The organism is Nitrospira sp., assembly GCA_029194665.1.
Taxonomy (GTDB): domain Bacteria; phylum Nitrospirota; class Nitrospiria; order Nitrospirales; family Nitrospiraceae; genus Nitrospira_D.
Window position 1 is genome coordinate 77,311 of the sequence record JARFXO010000004.1, and the last position, 24,619, is coordinate 101,929.

Below are 24,619 nucleotides of genomic sequence, written 5' to 3' on the forward strand. Positions count from 1 at the left end.
CTGGTTGATGAATGCACGCTGGTTCGGTGTTCTGAAGCGGGGTGTCCTTAGCGTGATTCTGGTTATTCTCTGCGGTCTGCCTTTCTCGGGGGTAGTGGCTCCAGACACTGCCGAAGCCTTTTGTCAGACGAGCACCAATGTTCTTGCCAGCTCGCTCGCTACGACATGTTGGGAGTGTATGTTTCCCATTAGCATGTCGGGGTTCACGCTCTTTAATGCTGGTGAGGACTATACCGTTCCGGCGGTTGGACCAGGACGAGCCCCGTACTACGGGTCTGTTTTGTGTGGTTGTATTTGCTTCAACGGTGTCTGTATCCCCGGACTTCCCTTCGGCATCTGGGAGCCCAAAAACCTGATTGAAGTGGTGCATGATCCCCTCTGTTTCCCGTCGTTGGGAGTGTCGCTGACGGGTGGATTCACCCATATTGGGCGCGGGTCTGAATCGACCCAGATGGACGATACGGAACTGAATCACTCCTTTTGGAATGTTCATTATATCTCCTATCCCCTTTGGTTTCTGATCGGTATTGGGCTCGATATCGCTTGTCTCAATCCGGGGGGGATCGCGGATGAGATTGATGTCGTGTTCATCTCCGAGATTGATCCGTCCTGGAACGACGACATTCTCAACTTGATGCTGTTTCCCGAGGCGTTGCTCATTGCAAATCCGATTGCGCTCAGTGCATGTGCGGCCGATTCACTCGCTTCGTCCTTAGGATTTCCCATCGATGCCTTGTTTTGGTGTGCAGGGTCACAAGGATTTCTCTATCCTCCGGATGGCAACCATTCAGGTGCTGGTACGGATCTCGGTCCCGCTGCATTGTCGGGATTTCATATGTTGTCCAAGCTCGCGCGCGTAGGTGCGGAGGCGTATACCGCCGGCAATGGAGCTCTGATCTGCGATGACTTTCCGACAGGGCTTATCGTGAAGAGCCAGTACAAGTATCAATTGATCTATCCCATTCCAAATACCGGGACGATAGGACCGTGCTGTCAGCCGGTTGGTCGAACCCTCATGATGTGGGGTCTGAATAAATCCATCCCTGCAGTCGGTGAGGATTATGTGTTCCTACTATGGAAGCTCCAGCGATGTTGCATGCTGTAACCCGTGTCGCCGGGAAGGGGAGGTGAGATGATGCGAGCTAGTTTTGGTAAGGCGGAAGTCGGTTTCCGCATCCTTACCATTTCTGTGGTCTTTCTCCTCCTACAAGTCGTGAGTGTCTTAGCCGAAGTCTTTCCCGGTACGATGGATTACATCGATCATTCACGCGAAGGGTGGTTTTTCTACAAAGACCCTCCGGTACAGATGGACGAGGAGGATGACGATGAAGAGATGCCTCCACAGCTCAAGATGCTTCCTGGAGATATTTGGTCGGACCCTGCCAAGCATCGGCCGTTGCTGAAGAAGCTTCCCATTGATGGGATGAATCTCGAACGGCTGCCGGCGATGTTTCTCAAGGAGCTGGTTGACGCGAAGAAAGAAATGGCCTTAGACCTTCCCACCGTCCCCAATGTGACGGAGTACATTAAAGTTCAGCAGGCCGCATTCGATCGGTCGCAGAGGTTTACGGATGCGTATCAGGTGGCGATGTATACGAATCCACAATTGGATTCATCGACGAAGCATCCGACCTCGACCTACGGGCATCAGATCGAAGCTGAGGTCACGAAACAGCAAGAAGAAGCATTGCTCGCGAGTGCGTCCGAAGAGGCCGGCCTGTTCTTCTTTTTCACGTCGACCTGCCCCTACTGTAAAGAGCAGGCCAAGATCGTCAAGCTCTTTGCCGATCAGTACGATCTGAAGATATTCCCCGTGTCGCTCGATGGTCAAGGTCTTCCTGAGTATCCACGGCCGGTCCGGGACAATGGGATGGCCGATAAGATTGGTGTGCATATGGTCCCGACGATCTATCTCGCGATCCCGCACGACAACTTCTTGAAACCCATTGGCGCTGGGCTGATGACGCTCAACGATTTACGAGAAAGAGTGTTGGTTCTTCTTCAGAAGAAGGACCTACTGCTTCAAGAACAGAAACGCAGTTCCTAACCACACGAGGATGCATGATCGGACGCACTATTTGTATTTGGTTCTGTGTGCTGACGTTACTTCTTCTCCCTGTCTTGTCTGAGGCGCAGAGCCTCGATTCTTCTCTGCAAAACATGTTTACGTCCTGGGGTACTGGGGTCACCACACCTCCGGGGTCATATCAGAGCCAGAGCAAGGGGTACTTTAGCGGGGGCGGCGTCTCCGTTCGTACGTTCCAAAACAGCTTTAACGTGTTTTCAGTTGCTCCCCCACGCCTCAGCGTCGGGTGTCAGGGAATCGACGTGTACTTGGGGGCGTTCTCGTATGGAAAGCTCAGTCGGTACGTGAATCTTTTGACGCAGATTGGAACGAGTGCCGTTCTGGGCTATGCGTTTCAACTTGCGATGAAAGCGATTTGCCCGGATTGTGCCGACGTTCTCAATAAGATTGAGGCGGCGGCCCGCGCGCTGAATGTTGCTGGTCGTATCCAGCCTTGTCAAACAGGCAATGAGATTGCGAAGGCATTGTCCGGAGATGAAAGTGCTCAGAATCGTCTCGCGAGTCGCTATGGCGACGCGTGGCAGAAAATGAAAGAAGCCGGAGCCTCTATCGGCGATGTCTTCGAAGATCGGGATACGACCGCTACCCAGACTACGCAACAAGCGACCACGGCGATGAAGGGCACGACCTATGACGTGACCGGAAATCTTGTTTGGGATGTTCTGGGTCTTGCTGGTGCGGACGACATGACAAGGCGATTGATTATGTCAGCAACCGGTACGGTTATTGTCGATGATACGGGCGATGTCCAAACCCGTGAACCAACCCTCACCTTTGAACAACTGGTCGACACTGATACTGGGGATACGGTCAGAGTGTTCGATTGTGGCGGGACACCGGAATGCCTTACCCCTACCGTGGTGGGCGATACCACGGTCCAAGGATTTCACAATCGTGTCTATGACGCCCTCACGAACATCGTCACGGCGATTCAAGCTGGAACTGCTCTGGCGGCCGCGGATATTACCTTGATCAACATGTCGCCTGCGCCGATGTATCGGATGATCTCTGAGTATGGGCGGGATCCTCAGATGGCGGATCAAATTGTTCGCCTCAGTGCAGAAATGATTGCAGCGGATATGGCCTATCAATGGATGCGATGGGCGGGGCAAGAAGTGAGTCGCAATGTTGATGGGATGAAGAAGCAGAAACCGGAATTCCCTGGCGATATTGCCAAGTTCAAAACGGAACTGCGTGCTCGTTTGCAGTTGGCGTCGACCGATCTCGCGAAGCGGGCCGGGATGCTGAACAACCTGAATCAGCTCATGCAGTTGGTCAAGACCGAGGGTCAGCTGAAGTCTCGGAAGTAGTGGTGTCAAGGCCGCGCCGATCAGTCACTTTGACGATGAGGTAGTCCGGTGTGGGATCTTTATACATATGGCAACGGTGACGTGATTAGCCAGGTCATGCTTGGTCTTCGGATCATGATGACCACCGGTCGTTTTGAGAGTCTCTTTCACCTTGCCCTCCTGGGCTTCGTGCTGTTCGGACTGGTCTACTATGCCTTCAATCGCCGCGCTCCTATGCTGCCCCTGTTTTTGGGAGCGATCATTATTCTGTATGCGAGTGTGCGGATCACGGTTGATGTCTCGGTCATGGACCAAGTCAACCCTGATGTGGCAGACGTCGTTGTCACGGGTGTTCCCATCGCCGTGGCCTTGCCGGCGTATGTTACCGGACAAGTCGGGTTCTTTGTCACCCAGTTGGTTGAAGCATCGTTTGCGATTCCTGTTCAATACACTCAGGGGCAATCGACGTACAATCGTCCTCTCTTTGATTTTCAGAAAGTATTAACTGCGACTCTTACCGATTCGGATTTAGCGAGGAATTTGGACATCTATTTCATGTTTTGTGTGTTCCCCGAGGTCGATCTGCAACAGAAGAATCTGGGTACGTTGATGTCTGCTGGCGATCTTCTGGCCGCATTTGCCGCGACGAATAATGCGCTTACGGCTCTGGGCTATGCTGGCGGCACCAGAGAGGCGGCACCGAGAACGTGTCCAGACTTCTACAATATCCTCGTCGCGCCAGCGTTCACCGGGCCTGGTGCGGACTACACCAATGCCATGCGTCTCTTGCGTACGAAACTTCAGCTGACTGCTGCAAGTCCAATTGATGAGATCGGCTTGACTGATGACCTCCGGGCTAACCTCCTGCCAGTAGCTGGTCAGGACAGTACTCAGCTTATCAATAATGTCTTGTTGATCAATCGTTGGCGCCATGCGGAGCATGAAGATGCGAAGCGGAAGGCGGATCCCGCGGAAAGTATCCTGCTTGAACAGCGAGCGGTTCGTCAGGATTTGAAAGAACAGGCGTTCTCCCGATCGAATGTGGCGCAGAAGATGATTCCCATGCTACGGACCATTGTCGAGGCCATGGTGTATATCATGAGCCCATTTATTCTCATCCTCGCTATTTCTCCAGGGATGATGAAGATGGTCAGTCTCTACTGGAAGTGTTTTCTGTGGTTGCTCACATGGGGACCGTTATATGCGGTCATGAACTTCGTTTTGTTCCAAGAGGCTCGCTCCCGATTGGGTGGTCTGTTGGCTGCGGCTACGAGCGCCAATGTGAACATGGAAACGTATGATGCACTGAACGAGTTCATTGCAATGATGAATTCCACAGCCGCCGACTATGCATTTCTGGTTCCAGGCATTGGCTGGGCCTTGGTGTGGGGTGGGTCAGCGATCGGGAGTTCGTTTGGAGCCGGTGCCAAGACGGCGGAAGGTGCGGCGTCTTCAGTGGCATCGCAGTTTGCACGAGGGGAAGGCCGGGCACTTCTTGAAGGTCCAGCGTATCACACGGAGCCTGTCAGTCTTCCACGTGGTCAAGTGATCGGTCATGGGGTGGAGTCTGGTCCTCAATTCTCTATTCCTGTCGGAGCCGGGGGAGTCAGAGTCGACAATCAGAACGGGACCGCCGATATTTTTGATAGTCATGGCGGGGTGACGAAGCTGGGCTCGAACGGCACGGTGATATATCACGGGAGTGAGGGGCAATATACTCGTCGCGCAGACGGATCCTATGAGTCCGGTGTGTTCCGGCATAGCATGTTTGATTCTCACAGCGGCCAACAGGTTCAGGTCCAAACCTCTGTATTTGGAGACATGGTCGAAGACCGATTCACCTATACGGGGGGAGATGGGGTGGGGCGTTCCGTGATGGTTCAGCGGAATCAGAATAGTGGCGTCATCAGTGATCGAACAGAGCAGAGCATCCATGACGGGTTGCGTGAGAATCGGACTATTTCTGATAAGGGGTATGAATCGTTCAATCAGAGCGGCAATTTGATGCTGTGGCGGCATTATGGCGATCGGGTTGAGGCCGACCAAGCGTTAGTCACTGTGGCTGGTTTTCGTGAGTCCGGGATGAGCTCCGATCAACTAACCAACGCCACTATGCAGAGCACGATCGATGGTAAGTCGTTCCAGTCTGGAACGTTGGAAAAGAAGAATGGTCAGTGGCACTTTTTCGCGCAGCAGTTTGAGAAGGAAAAGGGAGGGAAGGAAACAGGCATTGCCGGTGGCCTGCAACGAACGATCCTTGGTGGGCCAGACCATGAACAGTTTTTCCTCGAGACGGGGAACAAGTCTTTCATGACGGTTGGTCCGTTTGGCCAGTCAGGTTTTATTGCAGGGTCTGTTCTCGCTCGAGGCACGGTCGATGATACGGATAAGGCCAATCCCAAGACCAATTATTCGAATTTCTCTGTCTCGGAGGATCGAGGAGGAATCACCCATACTGTATTTGGACAGGTTCGGAAGGACGAAGATGGCATGGAAAAGCTCTTTGTCTCTCACGAATCGTGGGAGCAAGGCTCCAAAGGAATGCAGCACGGTCCGCAAACCATTGGTGGATACACGTTCGAGGGAACGTTTACGGGTCTGACCGGAAAGGCGAATGACTCGAATGTTCCAACCTTGTTCAATGGGATGATCATGGATTCAAAGAATCCCAGCGCACAACCATTTCAGGCTTCTGCACTGTTAAAAGATGGAAAGGTGGCATTCCTGTCCGGGCAGGATGGCGACATCAAAACAAGTCACGAGAAGCGAACTCTTTCGGATGGAACGCAGCTGGAAGGCACCTTTACTGAAGTGAACGGCTTTGGCAAAGATAGCTCACCAGTTACCCTGTTTAACGGCAAAGAGAAAAGCCTGGTCGAGCCGGAACGTCAAGTCAGTGGTTTGCTGGAGGGGGATAAGCTTGTCAGCATGAAGGGCGGATCGGGGATACACACCCAAGATATTGGAACAGATATCACTCCAGACGGGAATATCCGCAGAGGTGTGACAGATACATACTCTGGCGCAGATGGCAAAAACCCTATGGTTCGTTATGATGGCGTCAAAGAAGACTCGCGTACTGGGGAAAAGACTGCCTCAAGATCTACCTTCTTGGGTGGTGAGCGCATCATGGAGCAAGATCAGCGGGGTTATCAGAAGGGTGTGTTCGATCTGGTCCAGGAGATGTATGGGCATCGGAAAGAAGGATTTGGCATTGATTCATTTCAGGGCAGTTTCATGGTCTATGACTCGAATCAAGGCCAAGAGATTCCTATGTACGCGCAACTGTTTTATCAAACCGGCGAGGACGGCACGCGCGTGAGTGATACGCCGATTGGAGGGATCGTTAGAAATACCGTTGATGAAAGTTATTCCTCCTTCATTACCACGGAGTCGGGCGAACAGGTGTGGGGGATTAAGCAGGGTGCGCAAGATATGAAAAGGGGTATCTCAGTCGGAACGTTCCAAAGCACGATGACGGCGAAAACCGGTGAAGGTGGTGAAATTCACACCAGAGAATTAGGCAAGAAGATCGGAAAGGATGGTCAACGGGAGCTGCTGTCTCACAGTGTTGTGAGCGGATTTAGCCGGCAGCACCTCAATGAAGATGTGAGCAAGGGAACATTTGCGGTCACAGATCCTAAGACTGGTGGCTCAAGGAAGGTAAATGGGTGGGTCGCTCGTGACCCTCAAACCCATCAAGTGATGGCGTACGATGTGACTGACACGGGTAAAGGGGTCATTGGAGAATTTCGAACTTCGAAGGAAGGGAAGCCGGTATATAGCGTTCGAGAATTCACGGCCTCTCCGGATGGGAAGGGGATGGTTGAAAGAACTCGTGAAGTCAATCAGGACTACTTCGTGCAGAACGGATATGTCACGAGCAATTATCGAGACCAAGAAGGGAATGTAATTTTATCAGAGGGAAAAAAAGGAACTGACCATCACGATTTCAATCGTGTCCAGTTTCACTCTGACAGCGGGTCCAATCTCTCTGTCACGCAAATGGTGTTCAAGGCTATGGGTACGGATATGTCGAATCCTTCAAAGGTTGAAGAGGGCATTGCCTATGGCATTGAGAGTGGCAGGCTGGGGATTGATGGGCTTAACAAATTTCTCATTCTTAGGGGCCGCGGACTAGGGCAATCGCGTAGAGGCGGGGGCATAGAGGGAGGGGGGCCCACGTCTGGTGGTCATGGTCCTTCGGGGCCTGGGAGCGGCTCTCCATCTGGGCAGGGCCCACAGTTTCTTAGTTCTGAGCAGAATAAGAACGAATGGATGGCTTCGTATGGGAGCATGCTTCAAAATGCTGCAGAGTTCGCTAGAATGAGCGTAAGCAGTGCGGTCTCGGCCGGGCATTTTGCTCCAGACTCACCTGAGGCCGCAAGTTATGCCGCCACGCAAGCATACGAATCGATCAAATCTCAATCCAGGGCCTTGGTGCAGGGGGACGAGGACATTTCCTTCCCCTCGATGCCCAGGATTCTCGATGATCAACCCTCTCTTTTGAAATCGCCGTCGAATGGAGAGGGAGCGCCTTCTGCTCGAACGCGCGGAAGTGATCGTGGTTCTTCACAATCTTCTCAGCCGTCGCCCTCGCGATCAAATGAATCAGTTATGAAGTAACGTGAATACAATTATTGAATGTTGCCACTTCTTCTCAACGAAAGTGGCCATTGCACGTCATGTAAAAGGTCAGCTCGAGTCCCTGTTTTTCCTTACTGGGCCATAGATGTGGAGGTGATAGTGCGATGGGCTCCACGTGGACAGTGATACGGAACGGTCCGCGCAAGGTATCGAGATGATCGCGCACGTTTGCGGTCTCTCGATCGGAGAAAGTGTCATGATCAGGAACGGAAAGCGGCCTGTTCATCCTGGAGAGGTCCTGCTCCGGGAATTAATGATGCTGCCAGATCTGCCGGTTAAGGCTAATAGGCGGGCCAAGGCCATTGACGTTCCAGCGAACCAGATTACGGCGATGACCAAAAGATAGCGCGGCATCACCGGGCGAACGGCGGTAAGTCTGGCGACCGTTTCAATACCACTGCTGATTTCTGGAAGAACCTGTAGAAGACCGACGAGTGCCGACTGCTGAAAGGGCTTTGCCGAGTATGCTCAGGAAGCGCATCGAACATGCAGGAAAGAATTCCTCTAGTGCTTGATGCTCTTTCCCATGCTACAATTGGACGGGCAGAAGTGCCGTGAATCACAATAGTGATGAAGATCACGATGAAGGCTCAGGAGCTACCGCACGCGCTGACCTAGCCGAGTTCCCGTGTTGAGAATCGGTTCGTGGAGGGTTCCATGACCATCCCCATGGAGTAGGGGTTCTTGAGGGCGGGAGCGGTAGGCGAGAGACCGGGGGGAAACGTAATGAACTATGAAGAGTACATCGTGCGTGATGCGACGATCTGTGGCGGAGAGCCTGTGGTCAAGGGAACACGAGTGACAGTGCGCACGATTCTCGCGAGCTTGGCCGAGGGCGCAAGCACCCAAGAACTCCTTGATGATTTTCCAACCCTGACGGAGCGTGCGGTGCGCGCCGTGATTGCCTTCGCCGCCACTTCTGCCGAAGAGGATCTGCCTCTTCCCAGCGTCCCGCATATCGCGTGAAGGTCAAACTGGACGAGAACCTCCCGGCCCGACTGGTCCGGCTGCTTGCCGAACTAGGACACGATGCCGATACGGTTCCGCAGGAAGGGTTGGCTGGAAGACCGGACGCCGACATCTGGGTTGCGGCTCAAACTGCAGCGCGTTTCCTCATCACACAAGACTTAGACTTTTCCGACATCCGCCGCTTCGCACCGGGCACGCACCAGGGACTCTTACTGGTACGACTTCGGGCTCCAGGTCGTGAAGTGCTCGCCCGGCGAGTACATGCTATATTCCAGACGGAGCCTGTCGAAACCTGGAAGCAAGCCTTTGTTGTAGTCACCGATCATAAGCTCCGAGTCCGACGCCCCAAAGCAGGAGAAAAGTAACAAGGAATCTTCCCAGTCTCTCGGCCAGTCATACGATCACGTTGCTGCCTGCCACCCGACTCTCCTAAAACTGTCCCCTGATTGTCGTGCATTGAATCTTCTATCAGATGACGCGGCACGGCTCGCACCTGTTTTGCTTAGACGGAATAAATTGGTTCTGATTAGCCGGCCGGCCAGTTCCACGTTCCACTATTAGGTCTGATCCAACTCGCGATAGTCTCGATCACGGTGGAGAATCCGTGCAAGCTTCACCGCATTGGCTTTTTCATCGATCGCATAGACAATGCGATATTCGCCCTGTGTGACACGAAAGCCGGTGAAACCTCGGTAGGTGAAATGAGCGAGCTGTTGAGAGTCTGGAGGACGAGGAGAGGGACGAAGACTCATGATCTTGAGAAAGACTTGGCGAAGGCGCTTTGCATCGGTATGCCCGAGATCTTCAAGTGTGTCGAAGACCGCTTGTTCGCTTCAAACTGGTCTTGATCGGCGGGGAAGGAATGACGAGGTAGAGGATGTCGCCTTCAGACTAGGTTATCTGATGCGGATGTCTGTTTTGTCTATTTCGTTCGTCGATCCAAAGAAACCAGATCCCCACCACCGCCGCAAAAAGGAAACAGCAGGTCCGCCATCTTTTCGTTTCCGTTCGATCAGTCGCGCACACGTAGCTCGCGTACGCCGCGGCCGATCTTGCGACGAATGAGTGTGCGCAGCGTCACTCCGTCTGCATAGCCGACCTGAGCGGCAATCTGATCAACACTGGCCGTACTCGTTTGTAGCAGATGCACCGCGCGCTCGACGCGAAGATCCTGAAAGTAAGCTAGCGGGGACTTGCCCAGCACGGATTGCAGGCGACGCGCCAGGGTGCGTTCACTGGTCACGGCTGCGTGAGCCGCTTCGCTGAGCGAGAACCCATCAGCGAGCTGTCGCCGTGCCCATCGCTCGAACCGTTCGACGAGCGGGTCTGAGTGCGCAAGATGGTCGGGAATCATGAACGCCGCCTGCGAGGGCCGCGGATCAACCAGCAGGTAGCGAGCGGTCAGCGCCGCCAGCGCAGGACTGCGGCGACGCACCAGCCATAATGCCAGATCGAGGTGTGCCAGCGCGGCGCCGCCGGTGACGAACCGAGATGAACTCACAATCATTCGCGAGTCGTCGAGTATGACATGCGGGTACCGTTCACGAAAGAACGGGGCGAGCCACCATGATGTCGTCGCACGATGGCCGTTGAGCAGCGACGTGCCAGCAAGGACAAATGTTCCCGTGCACGCAGCACCCACAAGCGCGCCGCTGCCAGACCAGCGACGAAGGAGTGTTTGCGCGTCCGTGACGTCTCGCCGTTCAAGCGCAATTCGCAAGGTGTCCGGCATCTTCGCCCCGAGCGCCGGCACAAGCGCGACATCCGGGCGCGCAAGTCGTCCCGCCGACCGTACAGGCACAGACAGCCCGTGACTGGTGTATACGCGGGGACGGACACCCACGACCGTCACATCGAAACGTGCCGAAGGTGTTCCAGCGGATTCCGCCAGGTCGTTCGCCGTTCCGAACGTGTCGAGCAGCGTAGTTAAGCCGGTGTCGAAGACTTCATTCAGAGCAAGCACGTAAATTCGCATGGCGATAACTGTATCATAATTGTCACTTCTGCCACTAGCACGGATTCGCACTCGTCGCTAGAATTTCACGACACGTTGTTTAACCTCAAATAGGAGTGATTATCATGGTGCGAGTTGCTCTATTCGTGCGATTGAAAGCCAAACCGGGAAAAGAAGCGGATGTCGCCCGCCTTCTTGAAAGCGGGCTCGCCCTGGCGAATCAGGAAGCCACGACGCCGATCTGGTTCGCCCTGCGATTGGGGCCAGCGACGTTTGGCATCTTCGATGCCTTCGCTGATGATGCAGGTCGCAAGGCACATTTGGCTGGCCCCATTGCCGCAGCACTGATGGCCAAGGCATCCGAGTTGCTTGCTGAACCGCCACAGATCGAGCAAGTTGACGTGCTCGGCGCGAAGATCCCGCACTGAGGTCTAGCAAAGAGGGAAGTGTGTTGGCGATCAGTTCGGTCGGTGTGAGGAGATTGCTTGCCGATCTGCCATGAGCGGCAACCAGCGGCTTGCCGGAGGCTGCCGCTCGACTGATGGCAAGACATTTGGTAGACAAGACTGGCTGTCTGGAAGCCCGTCAAAAACGTTGTGAAGAACGAGCCGCCATTTTATGGATATAGTTGAAGATAAATAGTAGCTGTCAATGGAGTCTAAAAGAACTGTTTAAGAGTCACATCTGGAATCGGAAGCAAAATCGGGAGCGAACCGGGAGTGGATCTTGGCGGATGTTTCTACGCGCAGAACGTCCGGTTCGAGTCCTCTTCGGCTTACCTCTTCTTGGGCAGCGATTTAGACTGAGCGGTCGGCCCTCTCCTCACCGCCCTCCATCAGATCCCTGATCACCTGCCCCAAGCGCTGTTGCTCAGTCTCCGTGATCCGAAAGAAGGCCAGGCCGAATATCTGGCCGCACACCCACTGCACGCTTGCCGCCTCAACCATGAGCGGCCATTCTACGTCTGGCGCATAGATACGCAGCTCCAACGATACGCCCGGCTCCACGGTGACCGGGCTCTCGATGCGACATCCGCCCGTAGACAGATCAAGCATGACGCCCATCCCTTCCAGCTTCGTGGAGGCCGAAAACGTGGTACGGAATTGCACACGGAGGCGCGGCGTAGCCCGGCGATCCACAGTCTTCATATCCATGACGGACCGGCCTTCCACCTTCCCATCAATGAGGCGTTGGCCAAACGCAATCCCGTGGATATCAGCTTCCTGCTCAGTCATATACAAGCCATCGGCTGAGAATTCAGAAGTTCTGACACCCCGGTGATCGTCCACGGAGATGAAGATGCGAAGCTGCCATTTCTCACCGTCTGCCAAATGATGCGGGACGGACTGAATTGTGTATCCCTGATACTCGACAGTCCTTCCCATGGGCGTAATTCTTCCCCTTCGGCCGCAGGCCCTGCTGCTTCAACTCCTGCACACCAGTCTCTATGGCTTCAATCAACAGGCCTTACTCGACGGTCCCCCACCGCGCGGCGCGCTGTACTTGTTTCATCAGATCGCGGGGAATGTTCAGAAATATTCACGACCCGCCCTTATCTTCTGGCGCTTTCCCTTTCGACATTTTGCGAGGGTATCACAGGCGGGCGGACTAGGTACATATTCCTTGACATCATCTACCGTGTGAACTGCACTGCCCTACTTAATTTGTGGACGAGAACATTTCTCGATTGCGACTATCCTTTTATAAAGAATTCAGGTGCTTCCGAAGTTCCACTTCCAAAGGGATATAAGAGATATTTGGTAGCACTCGCCTGCTACTCTGTAACGAGGCTCACGGCTCCCTTCCCATGATCGTTTTGAACAGATTTCACTGTATTTCCGGTATATTCCCCGACGCATTCTCCCAGTCCACATTGTAGGCGGGGCAAAGGAGGGTACCGGCGACCACAGTCCCGATATTCCGCTTTGCCTCATACCGTTTCCCCTTCCACCGTTCCGCCAGATCAATCCGCTGGTGCTCCCGAACTCGCTGTCTCGCTCTGACAATCCATCCCATCCCATCACTATGGGGTTCAACCGCGATTTGAGGTGGTTCTAAGACCTCGGTTCGCTCGACTGTCACCCGCTCAGAGAACGAATCCAGGCTGATGGGTACGAAGATTGAGGAGCACCCGACCAGGAATACGGGGAAAATCGCTCCGGCCGCTAGAGCCAAAACCCGTATCTCTTGTCTGACGACTTGCAGGTATTGGGGTGAACTCAATGGAGCAGGAAGGGCGGAGTAACTGCGGTACCGTACATTCATAAGGGATATCCGGTCCGAGAATGAACCATCAAGACTTTCTGAAATGACTTACTGGATGGGGCAGGGCTGGCTCGTATCACCCCTATAGCATAGGCGATTTATGGACATGATTCCAATTGGACATTTAGTCGCAGGCCGGGTTGTTCGTGCCTACCCAGATAAAGATGCGTATCTGGTGTGGTTGCACGAATCCAATACGTTTGCCCTCCTTCCGAAACGGTATCAGGACCATCCACTCAAGATACGCGACTCGGTCTCTGCTGCAGTTTTTAAGTATGGGGGAGCATACCCGATACTTTCTCAACGCTGCGCGCACTTTTTCCGGAAAATCGCCGAATCTGTTCTCCTGCCGGCACTTCGTGAACACGGCATCTCTGTCCATCGGGTTGCGACTGTGGAACATGCCGATTTCGTCAAAATCGCTCTTAAGCATAGTGATCCGACAAAAGATCCAGTGAAGGTGTGCAAGGCCCTTATCCCGCAGTTTACCAGTCAGATTTCCCGCACCATCTGTCTCGTTCGTTACAGCCAGGATCTCGAAGCCTATATCGTCAACGCACTGTCCCCGGCTCCGGCACGAGCCATCCGGCATATCTTTGTGTACCGAGAAGAACGACGAGCCCGTGTGATCGTTGAACGCGGCACGATAGGGGCTTTTCTCGGAAAGGCCGCCATGAATGTTGCGACGGCGAGCAAGTTAACCGGGATCGGTATCGAGCCGTTCGATGAGTCTGAACTAGCTGGGGGAACAACGTAAGGAGGCGTCTATGACAACAACCGCAATTACCCAGAACGGTCAGGTGGGCCAGGTCCAGCCGCCTGCCGCCGTCCAGCCTGCGGGTCGAGAGAGCAACAAAGGGCAACAGCGGACTCGGGATCTGAAACACCGCATTCAGGATCGTCGCGACCGCACAAAGGATCCGTCTTCTATTCTCATTCTTCATCGCACGACGGAAGGCAGGATTCTCTCAAACTTGCTCTTCCCCTTCGACAAAATCGTTCAGCGCCTTCGTCGTGGTGCTGGTGACCAAGTGCCGATGGAAACCGTTCACGCTGTGCAGGTTCGGATTGAAAATTGGATGGAGCAATGTCGGGCCCTCCTCCAAAGTTTTGGAGTCGGGAACAATGTGTGGCAGTGGAAAGAACCCGCGTCTGATATTAACGACCGAATGGTGTTGGCAGGCCGGAAGAATGCGGTGGTGATCGTGCCACGAGTGCAGGACACCACGAAGGTGGTACCTCTGATTCGAGCGCTCGATGACACCATGCTGCGGATTCGGATGGAGGCCGAAGACCTGTCGAAATACAAAGACCAGTTTCGTCTTCTCGGGGAACTGGTGGTTGGGCTGCATCAAATCATTCAGCACGGTGCCCGTGTCACGGACACAGAATACAGAATCAACGATGACCTTGGAAAGCTGTTACGGCAGAGCTCTCCCGCGAAGGACGCAAGCCCATCCGCCCATCAATCATAATTTCTGAAGGAGGACCCCATGTATCGCGCAGTACTGTTGTTGCCAATCATACTCATGGCCCCTGGTTGTGTGGGTTGGGGGACCTACGATGAGTTGCATGCCAAGCACGATCATCTGTTGGATGTGAAAGAACAGTGGGAGAGCGAACAGCAGTCGCTTGAAACCCGAGTCGAAGATACGGCTCGGGCCTATCAGCATGTGAGTGTGGAGCAGACCTCATTGAAGCACCAGGTCGATAGGGTCATCGACACGATGCGGAGTGCGAAGGAAGATCTTCGTATCGCCGGTGTGAAGATCGATCGGCAAGATGCAATCCTTCGCACGCAACAGGAGCAAATGACTGATCTGGGCAAGAAATTTGTTTCGGTCATGAGTCAGGTGGCTACTTTGGCTGAAACCAATTCCGCGTTGGCCAATCGGATGGATCAGATTCTTGTTCGCTTGAACAAGGTCGTTCAGGCGAAGCACGCGGGGCCTGCAGAATCCGCTAAGACCAAACATGGATCCGCTCAAGCGAAGGCTGCTCTTGATAGGCCAGACGAGGCTGTGGTGAAGGGAGACGACAAGAGCGACAAGAGCAAGGTCGCTTCCGCAGATTCCATGCAGGCTTTTGTGCCCGGCGTCCAACTCCCTGGTAGTGCTGCCTACTCACTAATGAACCCAGTCGTTCCAGGAGTGGGACCTTCGGTAGGCTCGGTCGCTTCAACACCACAAGATCTGCCTCAAACTGAGGCGCGTACTGTTCCTTCGCTAGAGAAACAGCATGTTCCTGAGGTCGCGAGTGTACCGGTCGTTCCAGCGGTAAAGCCGGCTGTTATTGAGGCAAAAAAGAGTTTCATTGCTGAATGGATACAAAAGCTTCGTCCAACTGTGGTGAAGGCTCCGGTAGCGCCCAAGCCCAGTGCAATGACTTCAGGAGGTGGGCAGAAGGCTTCGGATGTGGCTGAGAAGTCGAATGGGGAGGCGTTCGCTGCGCCCATGCCATCCGATTCACTCACAATTAGCACTCACCGTGGAGTGCCTGCGACTGGCCCTATGCCAGGGGCGCCGTCTTCGGATGCTCCTGCAGTGAAGCCGTGAGGTCATGATGAAGGTGCTGACAATTCCGTATTTCCCCTTTCGTCAATATGAACCGATCGATGCCTTAACAGAGTTCCAAACGGTAGGGCTGGCCTCTTGGCGAGATTGGTGGGCCAAGTACTTCGATATTGTTGGTGGGCGCGCTCGGGTCTATGAACGTCCGACCATGAGTGCCATCCAGGACGCGACCTCTCGGATGAAACAGGAGGCTAAGGATCTGGGTGCCGATGCCATCATCGGGTATTCGATTTCCGTGTTTCCGTTGAATTCAAAGGGGATGGGCATGTCTCAGGTTCTCGTCTGCGGAACGGCCGTACGATTCGTATCCATGCCGGCGTCGAAAGTGGCTTCGCGCACCACTCGACCGGGTGAGGAGCCGACTGAACAGACAATTGCCGAACACTCGGTTCCGGTCGAGGTGTTTCCAGGTTTTTCAGATCTGGATATCCAAGTGCCATCTCTCGACGGTGTCAGTAGGTCGTCCTCGATTGTGAAGTAAGAAATGTCATGATACATGTGTTGATTGCCCTCTCGATGATCCTGTTCTGTGCGTTGGCATTGCCCGCGGCACCGGTTGAGGCGAACCATTGTGCGGCGATGCCCGACGCGTATCAGCAGGCAAATTGCGAGATCGGCCATCAGAAGGCTAGTGGAATTGTCGGTGGGGGAATCATTGCTCCTCATATGGGCAATGTTCCTCAATATTCAGGATCGCCTGGGTGTGTGACGGCCAGGTGTTCCGGCGCATCACAAGAGGGATATTTTACTGACACCGGTGATACGTCGGCTCTCAATTCTGCGGGCGGCTCAGCGGCTGGCACAGATCCTCGTTATGGGGAGATGATGACCACACAGACAGACAAAACTGGCTACAATCTTTCAACGAGCGCTCCTGTGACTACAGCTGAAGCTAATGCGGCGGGATATACAGGGTCGACGGGCGTGGGAAGTACCTGTATCGATGTTCAGACCTGTACTAGTTGGACGGCTGGGACGCCAGCAATACAGCAGTGCACGGCTTCTGGGTCGGCCGTTGCGAATTGTCATATTGGGGTCACGACGACTGCCCGGACATTGAATTTCACATTGACAATGCCATCGCCACTTCCGATTGTTGGGTGGTCGTCTCCGCATAGTGTGTTTGTTCATCTTCAAAGTTTAGGTGGTAGAAATTACCAGGCCTTAATTGGACGTGGTCATGGCTCCGTATGGAGCTGGTACACGCTCTATACCTTTACCGCTCCTGATCCTGGTCTTGCTCCGGACGAGATCGTCGTACAGAGCGGTGTGTCTGTGAATATCACTGTCCAGGGAGACGGAGGGCCTGGGTGCGGGACGTGGAGAGGCGATGTGCCCGTGGGGGCTTTATGGGAAGTGCTGGCGTGTTCTGCGAGTGGTGACCAATCTGGTTGGGCGAGATTGAACAGCGGTTTCGGATTTTATGATATTCGAAAAGATGTCATTGATGATGGGTGTGGAGGGCTTCGCGCGAGCGGATGGTTACTCCAGACATCCGTCTGTAATGATAACGTGCCGCGTCAGGTGACCACGGATACCGGCAAAGTGCTCACGCTTCCCCCACCAACGATATTCCCTTTGAATAATTGTTGGGATCGGGATGAGCAGTGGGGTTATCAAGGCACTGCTCCTGATACCTGTGCTCCGCTGTTGAGCCAGGGATGTAGTCAGATTGCTTCTGTGTGTACCGTTCCCCTTCCTGGCGGCTGTGATACCTATCAGAACACCTTCTCCTGTCCATCTGATTCAGTCTGTGCTTCCTATACGACCGTGCAACAGTGTACCGATTGTGGAACTCCCGGGAGTCCTGTTCCGTTCTGTGTTGACAAGACTACTCCTCCCAATACCAATCTGGCTTTAGCCGCGACCTGGCTACAAATCGCGAAGGATATTGAGGATGATTGGGATCCTGCGAATCTCAGGATTTTTACAGGTCAACGCCGCACGTGTGATTATGACACAGCGGGGCAAATCATTGTGAATTGTTGTGATACGGATCCGTCTAAATTATTTGGAACCTGTTCGCAAGAGGAAATTGATCTGGCCTACGATCGCCAGAATCGGAAGGCCCACTTTGTCGGGACGCATTGTGTGACGCAAGTGTTTGGCATGTGTATTCGCAAGGAGGAAGTCTATTGTTCGTTCCGGACCGAGCTGGCTCGGTTAATTCACGATCAGGGACGTCCTCAGATCGGCAAGTCGTGGGGGACCGCTGACACGCCGGATTGCACCGGGTTCACAGTCCCGGAATTCACCAGCCTGAATTTTGCCGCGATGGATTTTAGTGAATGGTATCGCAATGTGAGTGCCAGCATTGATCCAGTGGCGATTACGAATCAGATGACTACGAAGATCTGTGCTTATACGGGCACTTGTCCTTGACGCCAACGAGGAGCAAGTCACACCTATAGGATGATCATGAAAAAGCAGGTGGTTGGGTGTGTCTTATTGGTTGTGACAGGGGTGCCTTCAATGTCAGTCGCCGCTCCTGAGCAGTCTCCCCATTTGGTAAATCCTTTTTGGTACGTGAACCATCCGTGTGTGTATCACGCGGCTACTCGATACAGACTCACGCCGCGTATTCTCGAAGCCATTGTCCACGTTGAGTCGAAGGGGAATCCGTATGCTGTCTCCGTCAATGAAAAAGGGGAAGGACATACCCAGGGACCATTGACCTATACCGAGGCAAAAGCCGTGGTTCAGAAGTTGTGGAAGGAAGGCAAGAATTTTGATGTTGGTCTGACTGAGATTAATTCGATCCATATGAAGACCTATCGTCTCGACCCCGTCCTGCTTTTGGACCCATGCACAAATCTCTACTGGGGGGCCTTTATCCTTCGCCAAAAGGTCAATCAATTTGGCGAGGGATGGGTTGCCGTTGGACGGTACAACGGAAGTCGTAACGTGGTGGGCTATAGCTGGAAGATCTTTGAGGCGCTGAAAGTCCTCGACCAAGTTGTCCATGGCAAGCGATAGGGAAGGATCACGAGGAGGCAGGAATGGGAGACTCTGACGTTGTATCCCTGACCGTTCCCGGCGACTTGCCCCCTGTGGAGGTTCCTCGCCGTCTTGATTCTTCTGAGCATTACGCCGTGGATGTTGTAGTCGGGAAGGAGCGCCGTGTGATTGAGGGGCTGCGCCGTCTGGGCTATCTCGAGGTGACGTCTCCGATTGCTGGCTATGTTCAGTTTTCTGCTAAGGACATCAATCGCGACATTATTCGGCAAATCCCGAATGTCCGACAGCTCATGGCATTGGGGCACGAGTCTCTCTCTGTCCCATCGAGTGAACAATCGGGTACAGCATCGTTCAAAGAAGGGGATCTTGTGCGAATCCGATGTGGCACGTACAAGAAATTGTCAGGAATTCTCCTTGCCTGGAAAGATCAAGCCGGAGTGGTCGACACTATTATCTTCGGCCGCTCCGTCCGGGTGCCTGTTGATCATGATGAGATTGAGTCCATTCCTTTACCGGAAGCCTGGAAGTAGTCATGTGTAATCTTCATCAGTGGATCCCTCGATGGTGGGGTAAAGCCCATCCTCCCATCGTTCAGCCTGTCCGGACGCAGATCAATATCGATCTCGATACGATCGCGAGGAACATTTGGCTTCCCTACAACATCGACTTTATTCAGGAGTCGGGCGATCTCAGCGAAAAGCCCGTCGAGCTCGATCCTGCGGCGATCGATGATCCTGAAATCATCAAAGAGATTCGATTGAGCAAAGAAATCGAACAGGCTCAGTTACAGGCCGAGCAGCCTCCCGCGCCTTCAACTCCCTCACTCCCAACCAAGCCGAATGTGGTTATGCAGCTTGTTGAGTCGATCGATGTTCGACCGAAACTGAATCTTCCTGTTCAGGCCGAAGGATCATCTGAAATCATTCGGGAACTGATTCTCCCAAACGAGAACATTCTTCGGACGCAAGGGGTGCTCACGCAAACGCTGGAACTAGCGAGGGTCATCGAGCAGAAAGGGACTTGTCCGTCGATTGTGACGATCGCTCCAGAAAAGGATTCGGAGTATGCCGATCTATGGGCCATTCGTAACACGCTGGCCCAGGTGTCCATGGCGAATCACACCCTACGTGTCTCACAGATTGCGTTGCGCCTTGTACGGGAGCAGTACCGAGATCACCAGCTCCTGGTGCCGAAGGTGCTGATTACTGCGTTGGGCCATGATCTCGGCAAGATCCCCGATTTCCGCGCTGCCGGCATCTATTCCATGGGAGACCATCCCATGATGTCTGCGGTGAAGTTGCAGGAAATATTCAAGGGGACGGATCTCCCTTGGTTCCATGAGGTGATTGAGGCGATCAAATCACATCATCGCACGAGCAAAGAGCCGCTCGATGTGTTATTGAAGCGAGCGGACGGGGAAGCGCGACAATATGAGTTGGCCGCCACCAAGGGGAATTTGGTTGTGAAGCCATGGGATGAGTGGTGCACGGTTCCGGAGATTCTGCAGCTCATTGAACCTCGGATCAACCTCCTCGGTCGCGGGAACAAATGGGCCGCCTTGGCCATGAAAGATATCGTCTACGTGGTGCCGGAAGTGCTGCTCGAAGCTGCTCGTCATCTCAGCGAATCGAAGGGGGTGGTGGACATCACCTTGATTCGTCAGTCTGATTATGAAGGGGCATTGCGAAAGATGGTAGCCCAGTTCCGGGACGCGCATCTTTTGGCGCTGGATGTGGGTGATGGTTTCTATGGGAGAAAGTTTGCCATTCAGACTCCCAAAACAGGCGGAGTCCGTCGATCGTATCTGGTCCCGATTAAGATTGGTGCCTTTGCGGTGTCTCCTGGCGAGCTCGAGGCGCGTAAGCGCGGGGTGCTCAAGATTGTGAGTGATGTGCGACTCGAGAGTGCGTAGGAGGGGGTGTGGAGGATCTGCTGTTCTGGATAAACCCGTTGGCCTACATTACCGAAGAACAGTATTTGGCTTGGTGGACTTGGGTCTCCCATCTCGTATTGAAGGGGCTTCCGCTTCATCTGATGACCCTGTCGGCTCTAGGCGCAACCTTCTGGTTCGGTGCGTATAAGCTGCGCGCCGGCATCGGACTGTTTTGCTTTCTCATCACCATCCTATGCGCGTACGTTCACCCTTTCATGCGACTCTTGAATTTAGGTGAATGATGGAACGTGGAGCCCGACCTGGCCCACTGTTTTCTGAGGGCAGTCCCCGTAGTCAACCGCGCAGCTTGATTACGGCGATCAGCGAGATTCAGGAACTGGCGATCGTTGAGAAGATGGGTAGGAGTCTTCCCGAGCAGATCATGCTGCTGGATCGGAGCTTCGCCTATGCCGAGGTTGGTGTCTACGGCGTGGCTCTCGATGCCTTGTTCAGCGTCATTGGGATTCCGCTCAGCATTGCCGTCTGCTGGAATCTGATGCCGATCTTTGGGTCGTGGACACCCGGGCTGTTTGATAAATGCATTGCCTTGTTTATCGGTGTCGGGTACGGCGTCGTCTTTAACGTGATGATTGGACGGACCCTTGGCGGGTGTTACTACGGCAAGGTTTGTAAGCGATCAATCGATCTTATTTACGAAACGATGATCTATTGCAACGTGTTCAAGATCCTGATTCTCTTTCTGGCCTTTCACGGGATCCGGAACGTTCTCACTCCGGAATTTGCGCATAACATCTTCGATACACTCTGGCCGGCGTTCCGACCATTCATGTCTACCGACTCGGCCGTTGTGTTTCAGGACTGGATGGTCAATATGCGTGAAGTGATGATCGTGTCGAGCTGGTGGGCTCTGGCAACGACACTGCTCTCTCTCCTGGTGCCCTACTTCTACTTCCAACGTGGCGAGAAACGCGCCGCGGAGGAACACCGTCTCAACGTGCTCTACGACGGCTACTAGCTCTTTTCTTCATTTGAATCTTCCGAGCTTGCGGGCGAGGGTAGTCTGCTGTCCCAAGATTGGATTCAGACGTGAAACGGAGGAGCCCCCCCTTAGGAGGGCTCCTCGTCGAAGAGTGTTAGACGCCGCTCTTCTTGGCCTGTGTGATGAGGGTTTTGATATTGAACCCTCCCAAGGAATGGATCATTTCGGCTGATGGAACCGTGTCGTCATCTGGCCGGCGCTTGCTTGGTTGTCCCTGGACGTGATCGGCTTGTTGCTTGTTGGCAAGGTGTTTCTGAAGTCCGATAAACAATAATCGCTTCAGCGTCGTGGGCCGTTGCTCTCGCCGAACTCGCCGAAGGTACCGTTTGATCATCGCATCTCGCTCGCTGTTGTTATTGAGATAGACCAGAACTTTCATCTCTCACCTCATGCAGGCGTGCCCACTATCGGTGCTCCCTCTGTTTCGCCTACACGACTGTCGTTCGCAGAAGCCTCCGTACGCTCGGGGGACGCTGCCTCGTGGTATCCGTGCCGGGCTTCCTGCCATCGAGCGTATTGGAGATAGCCCATGGCATTCGCAAACTGACTATCCTTTAAGACTTGATAGGAGGGCCGATAGGCACCGAGATACGGTTCCACCAATGGGACGCCGCCTCCACAAAAGACGAGTCGATCCACATTCGGAGCGCCGTTTCCCCACAAATGGGTGATCTCATTAAACAGTCGTTCGGTCAGGGGCTTGATGCAGGGTTGGATGAGGTTCGCGATGATGTTTGCTGGAATCACTTCGCCCTTGATGCGAAGCGGCCGGATACCACGGAACGCCCAGTCTACTTCGTAGGCATCGACGGGTCGATTATGTTGTTGAGCCAGACGATTGGCTACCTGAGCAAACACTTCGCCGACGCCAATGATCAGGCCGGCCGACGACTTCGCCAGGAATTGGCCATCGCTAAAGCACACGAGCTCTGTGGTCCTGGTTCCAATATCAATCAACCCGACCCGGCCCTCATTCAGTTGGGGATCCTGGGCCGCTGCGGCGCAGTACGCGCCCACGCCTTGCGGCAGGATGGTGATTTCTTCGGCGTGCAGGCCACGTCGCAGCACGTCCCGAATCTGCTGGTGGGCTTTGACGGCGCTGTAGATATGCAGCGGCAGCCCGGTCATGACATGGGCTTTGGGGGCGATAAACTTCGAGGCGTATTGGATGATTGCCCGGAATCTGACCGATGTCCACCAGCTGTCATATTGTTCGACGAATCGGAATTCCCGTGTGGCTGCGTTTTCTCCGACGATGTACTCAACCCCGTCCAGAAACACTGCGGGGCAGGCTGCTGACGCGATGCCTAAATCAATGGACCCAATATCCCCAGGAGCCACGAGAGACGGGAAGATATGCTGGGCCCCTGAGGAATCCATGATCTTGGTGTACCCATACCCCACATCGAGGCTGAAGATGGGTAGCCTCCGCGGACTGCTGTTCGTGACCCGTTGTGCGGATTTGGTACGTGAGTGCACGGATGATTTTTTCATACAGTGCTCCTTCCTAGTGAGATGAACAACATGACCTTCCAAGGAAGTTATACGGAATTGAGGCAGACGCCTTTCAGCTCGACGTGTGGTGGCGAAAATGGTGGCAAGAAACCAGGATGTGTTCTGACACCTGCTCTGAAACCCTCGAAGAAACAATCAGGTAGGGTGATGGAGTTCTGTATAGAGCCATGACGTTATTCCGCATGTATTACGCGACCGATCAGGGGCGCTCTAAAATTAGGCTCTCATTGCAGATATGCTGCACGTATAACCAGTCGATGTTGTTAAAGAAAAGACATGTCAGAGGCGATGAGGGGCAGTGCGAGGCCCTGATGGGTTGTCGTAATGGTCTCGGAATTTTGTGCGGACAATATGGACAGGGATTCAGGCGTGTCAGGACAGGGTTGTTACCATTTTGTGAACACCCTAAGACTAATATTCATTAGTCGTTTCGGAAAATCGGATAGGGATGGGTGTCTGCCTCGTATACCCTCTGGTAAGCAGCAGCAAAAGTAGCGTCAATTATGTCAACCGGTGAGGGAGTCATGGAGCACGTTGGGGAGGGTTCTCAAGAGAAGGTGGTGTTAGGGGAGGCTGATCGCTTTGAGCTGGGAAGAGATCGTGAAGAACTCTGGAAGGGCAAGCTGGTTCGAAAGTGCGGGTATCTCCAACGGCAATCGGAATTGGTAGCAACGATCACTGCTTTGGAGAATGACACGGATCGGAAGCGGATTATCGAGGAACTGATCAAGGCCCTTGAAGAAGAGATTGGATGGGCCCCTAAGTTCACGAAGATTGAGCGATGGATGGAGGCGGTCTTCGAGAATGAGATGAAAAAAAGGCCGTACCGTGTCGCCACAGAGGCGATGCGGTATTTCCATATCGAACAATCGAAATTGCGATCCCTGAGAAAGCTTGCCCGGAAAGTGAAGCGGCGAGTTGTGATGAGGAATGTACGTGAGCAGGGCCAGAGTGAAGAGGTGACGACATTACATCTCTCAATTGAGGATGGATTGCCGGCCATAGGGAGATTCTCCTCATGATGGGACGAACGCATTGTATGGTACCGGTCGGAATGGCCGCCTGGTTATTTGGTCCTGATCCAGGACCGATTATAGTGGCCGGGAGTACCGGGGTCTTACCGGACATCGACGAAATCAAAAGTCATATGGGGTATCGGGTTTGGACTTCAGAATTTTGCTCACTCATTCGGCGGGTTGGCCGGTGCCGTTATTCTGGCCATGTGATGTCGTTTGGAGCCGACATGGAGCCTGGCGGGGATGATCGACTGGACTTGCCAACTCGTGCTCGATGCCCTATCAGGTGGTATCCCGTTATGGTGGCCATCGGTGGGCGCGCGCCAATCGGAAAATGCTTGGATTGCTGGATTACACACTCATGCTCGTTGGACTGGTGTCACTGATGGCGTACTTGGCGATCAACAGTGGCTG

The 24,619-nt window shown here is 53.8% G+C and carries 23 protein-coding genes and 1 pseudogene; 18 read left to right on the plus strand and 6 right to left on the minus strand.

Features of this window, described 5'->3' with window-relative positions; genetic code table 11:
• The first annotated feature begins 7 nt into the window (after window positions 1-7).
• The 6 genes from P0119_13640 (at window position 8) to P0119_13665 (ending at window position 9,356) form a co-directional block, all read left to right on the plus strand.
• A complete protein-coding gene (locus P0119_13640; GenBank protein MDF0667102.1) occupies window positions 8-1,105 on the plus strand; it encodes a TraU family protein in 1,098 nt (365 codons plus the stop codon).
• 27 nt (window positions 1,106-1,132) lie between these two features.
• Window positions 1,133-2,047: a conjugal transfer protein TraF gene (locus tag P0119_13645; GenBank protein ID MDF0667103.1), complete on the plus strand. Its 915-nt coding sequence runs from the start codon at window positions 1,133-1,135 to the stop codon at window positions 2,045-2,047.
• A 14-nt stretch (window positions 2,048-2,061) separates the two neighbouring features.
• Complete coding sequence (locus P0119_13650) at window positions 2,062-3,396, plus strand: conjugal transfer protein TraH (GenBank protein ID MDF0667104.1); 1,335 nt, start codon at window positions 2,062-2,064, stop codon at window positions 3,394-3,396.
• Between the two features lie 48 nt (window positions 3,397-3,444).
• Window positions 3,445-8,001: a conjugal transfer protein TraG N-terminal domain-containing protein gene (locus P0119_13655; GenBank protein MDF0667105.1), complete on the plus strand. Its 4,557-nt coding sequence runs from the start codon at window positions 3,445-3,447 to the stop codon at window positions 7,999-8,001.
• A 747-nt stretch (window positions 8,002-8,748) separates the two neighbouring features.
• The gene (locus P0119_13660) at window positions 8,749-8,988 is read left to right on the plus strand and encodes a DUF433 domain-containing protein (GenBank protein ID MDF0667106.1); all 240 of its coding nucleotides are present in this window, start codon (window positions 8,749-8,751) and stop codon (window positions 8,986-8,988) included.
• Window positions 8,985-9,356, plus strand: a complete 372-nt coding sequence (locus P0119_13665; GenBank protein ID MDF0667107.1) for a DUF5615 family PIN-like protein — start codon at window positions 8,985-8,987, stop codon at window positions 9,354-9,356. The genes P0119_13660 and P0119_13665 overlap by 4 nt, the downstream gene beginning before the upstream one ends.
• 192 nt (window positions 9,357-9,548) lie before the next feature.
• Here the strand turns inward: P0119_13665 and P0119_13670 are convergent.
• Window positions 9,549-9,761: pseudogene (locus P0119_13670) on the minus strand (type II toxin-antitoxin system RelE/ParE family toxin).
• Window positions 9,762-10,003: 242 nt separating this feature from the next.
• Complete coding sequence (locus P0119_13675; GenBank protein ID MDF0667108.1) at window positions 10,004-10,966, minus strand: helix-turn-helix domain-containing protein; 963 nt, start codon at window positions 10,964-10,966, stop codon at window positions 10,004-10,006.
• A gap of 104 nt (window positions 10,967-11,070) precedes the next feature.
• Between P0119_13675 and P0119_13680 the strand changes: the two genes are divergently transcribed.
• Window positions 11,071-11,373: a hypothetical protein gene (locus P0119_13680; GenBank protein ID MDF0667109.1), complete on the plus strand. Its 303-nt coding sequence runs from the start codon at window positions 11,071-11,073 to the stop codon at window positions 11,371-11,373.
• A 369-nt stretch (window positions 11,374-11,742) separates the two neighbouring features.
• Here P0119_13680 and P0119_13685 read toward each other — a convergent pair whose 3' ends face one another.
• Together P0119_13685 and P0119_13690 are read right to left on the minus strand one after the other, a co-directional pair.
• Entirely contained in the window at window positions 11,743-12,330 is a 588-nt protein-coding gene (locus tag P0119_13685; protein ID MDF0667110.1) for a PilZ domain-containing protein, read from the minus strand.
• Between the two features lie 442 nt (window positions 12,331-12,772).
• The gene (locus tag P0119_13690) at window positions 12,773-13,210 is read right to left on the minus strand and encodes a hypothetical protein (GenBank protein MDF0667111.1); all 438 of its coding nucleotides are present in this window, start codon (window positions 13,208-13,210) and stop codon (window positions 12,773-12,775) included.
• A gap of 106 nt (window positions 13,211-13,316) precedes the next feature.
• On the opposite strand from P0119_13690, the gene P0119_13695 reads away from it, so the two are divergent.
• From P0119_13695 to P0119_13740, 10 genes are all read left to right on the plus strand, one after another.
• Window positions 13,317-13,967, plus strand: a complete 651-nt coding sequence (locus P0119_13695; GenBank protein ID MDF0667112.1) for a hypothetical protein — start codon at window positions 13,317-13,319, stop codon at window positions 13,965-13,967.
• 10 nt (window positions 13,968-13,977) lie between these two features.
• Entirely contained in the window at window positions 13,978-14,685 is a 708-nt protein-coding gene (locus P0119_13700) for a hypothetical protein (GenBank protein MDF0667113.1), read from the plus strand.
• An 18-nt stretch (window positions 14,686-14,703) separates the two neighbouring features.
• Window positions 14,704-15,765 carry a hypothetical protein gene (locus P0119_13705; GenBank protein MDF0667114.1) on the plus strand — a complete coding sequence of 354 codons (1,062 nt, stop codon included), beginning with the start codon at window positions 14,704-14,706 and terminating at the stop codon, window positions 15,763-15,765.
• A gap of 4 nt (window positions 15,766-15,769) precedes the next feature.
• A complete protein-coding gene (locus tag P0119_13710; GenBank protein ID MDF0667115.1) occupies window positions 15,770-16,264 on the plus strand; it encodes a heavy metal-binding domain-containing protein in 495 nt (164 codons plus the stop codon).
• A 593-nt stretch (window positions 16,265-16,857) separates the two neighbouring features.
• Window positions 16,858-18,165 (plus strand): conjugal transfer protein TraN, encoded by a 1,308-nt coding sequence (gene traN, locus P0119_13715; protein MDF0667116.1) that lies wholly within the window; start codon window positions 16,858-16,860, stop codon window positions 18,163-18,165.
• A 36-nt stretch (window positions 18,166-18,201) separates the two neighbouring features.
• Window positions 18,202-18,759 (plus strand): transglycosylase SLT domain-containing protein, encoded by a 558-nt coding sequence (locus P0119_13720; protein MDF0667117.1) that lies wholly within the window; start codon window positions 18,202-18,204, stop codon window positions 18,757-18,759.
• A gap of 23 nt (window positions 18,760-18,782) precedes the next feature.
• Entirely contained in the window at window positions 18,783-19,271 is a 489-nt protein-coding gene (locus P0119_13725; protein ID MDF0667118.1) for a hypothetical protein, read from the plus strand.
• 2 nt (window positions 19,272-19,273) lie between these two features.
• Window positions 19,274-20,653, plus strand: a complete 1,380-nt coding sequence (locus P0119_13730) for an HD domain-containing protein (protein ID MDF0667119.1) — start codon at window positions 19,274-19,276, stop codon at window positions 20,651-20,653.
• Between the two features lie 8 nt (window positions 20,654-20,661).
• Complete coding sequence (locus P0119_13735; protein MDF0667120.1) at window positions 20,662-20,916, plus strand: hypothetical protein; 255 nt, start codon at window positions 20,662-20,664, stop codon at window positions 20,914-20,916.
• Complete coding sequence (locus P0119_13740; GenBank protein ID MDF0667121.1) at window positions 20,913-21,650, plus strand: hypothetical protein; 738 nt, start codon at window positions 20,913-20,915, stop codon at window positions 21,648-21,650. Before P0119_13735 ends, P0119_13740 begins: the two co-directional genes overlap by 4 nt.
• Before the next feature lie 118 nt (window positions 21,651-21,768).
• Here P0119_13740 and P0119_13745 read toward each other — a convergent pair whose 3' ends face one another.
• Both P0119_13745 and P0119_13750 read right to left on the minus strand, forming a co-directional pair.
• Window positions 21,769-22,053, minus strand: a complete 285-nt coding sequence (locus P0119_13745) for a hypothetical protein (protein MDF0667122.1) — start codon at window positions 22,051-22,053, stop codon at window positions 21,769-21,771.
• A gap of 8 nt (window positions 22,054-22,061) precedes the next feature.
• On the minus strand, window positions 22,062-23,168 hold the full coding sequence (locus P0119_13750; GenBank protein ID MDF0667123.1) for a ParM/StbA family protein: 1,107 nt from the start codon (window positions 23,166-23,168) through the stop codon (window positions 22,062-22,064).
• 545 nt (window positions 23,169-23,713) lie between these two features.
• Between P0119_13750 and P0119_13755 the strand changes: the two genes are divergently transcribed.
• Window positions 23,714-24,211, plus strand: a complete 498-nt coding sequence (locus P0119_13755) for a hypothetical protein (protein ID MDF0667124.1) — start codon at window positions 23,714-23,716, stop codon at window positions 24,209-24,211.
• The last annotated feature ends 408 nt before the right edge of the window (window positions 24,212-24,619 follow it).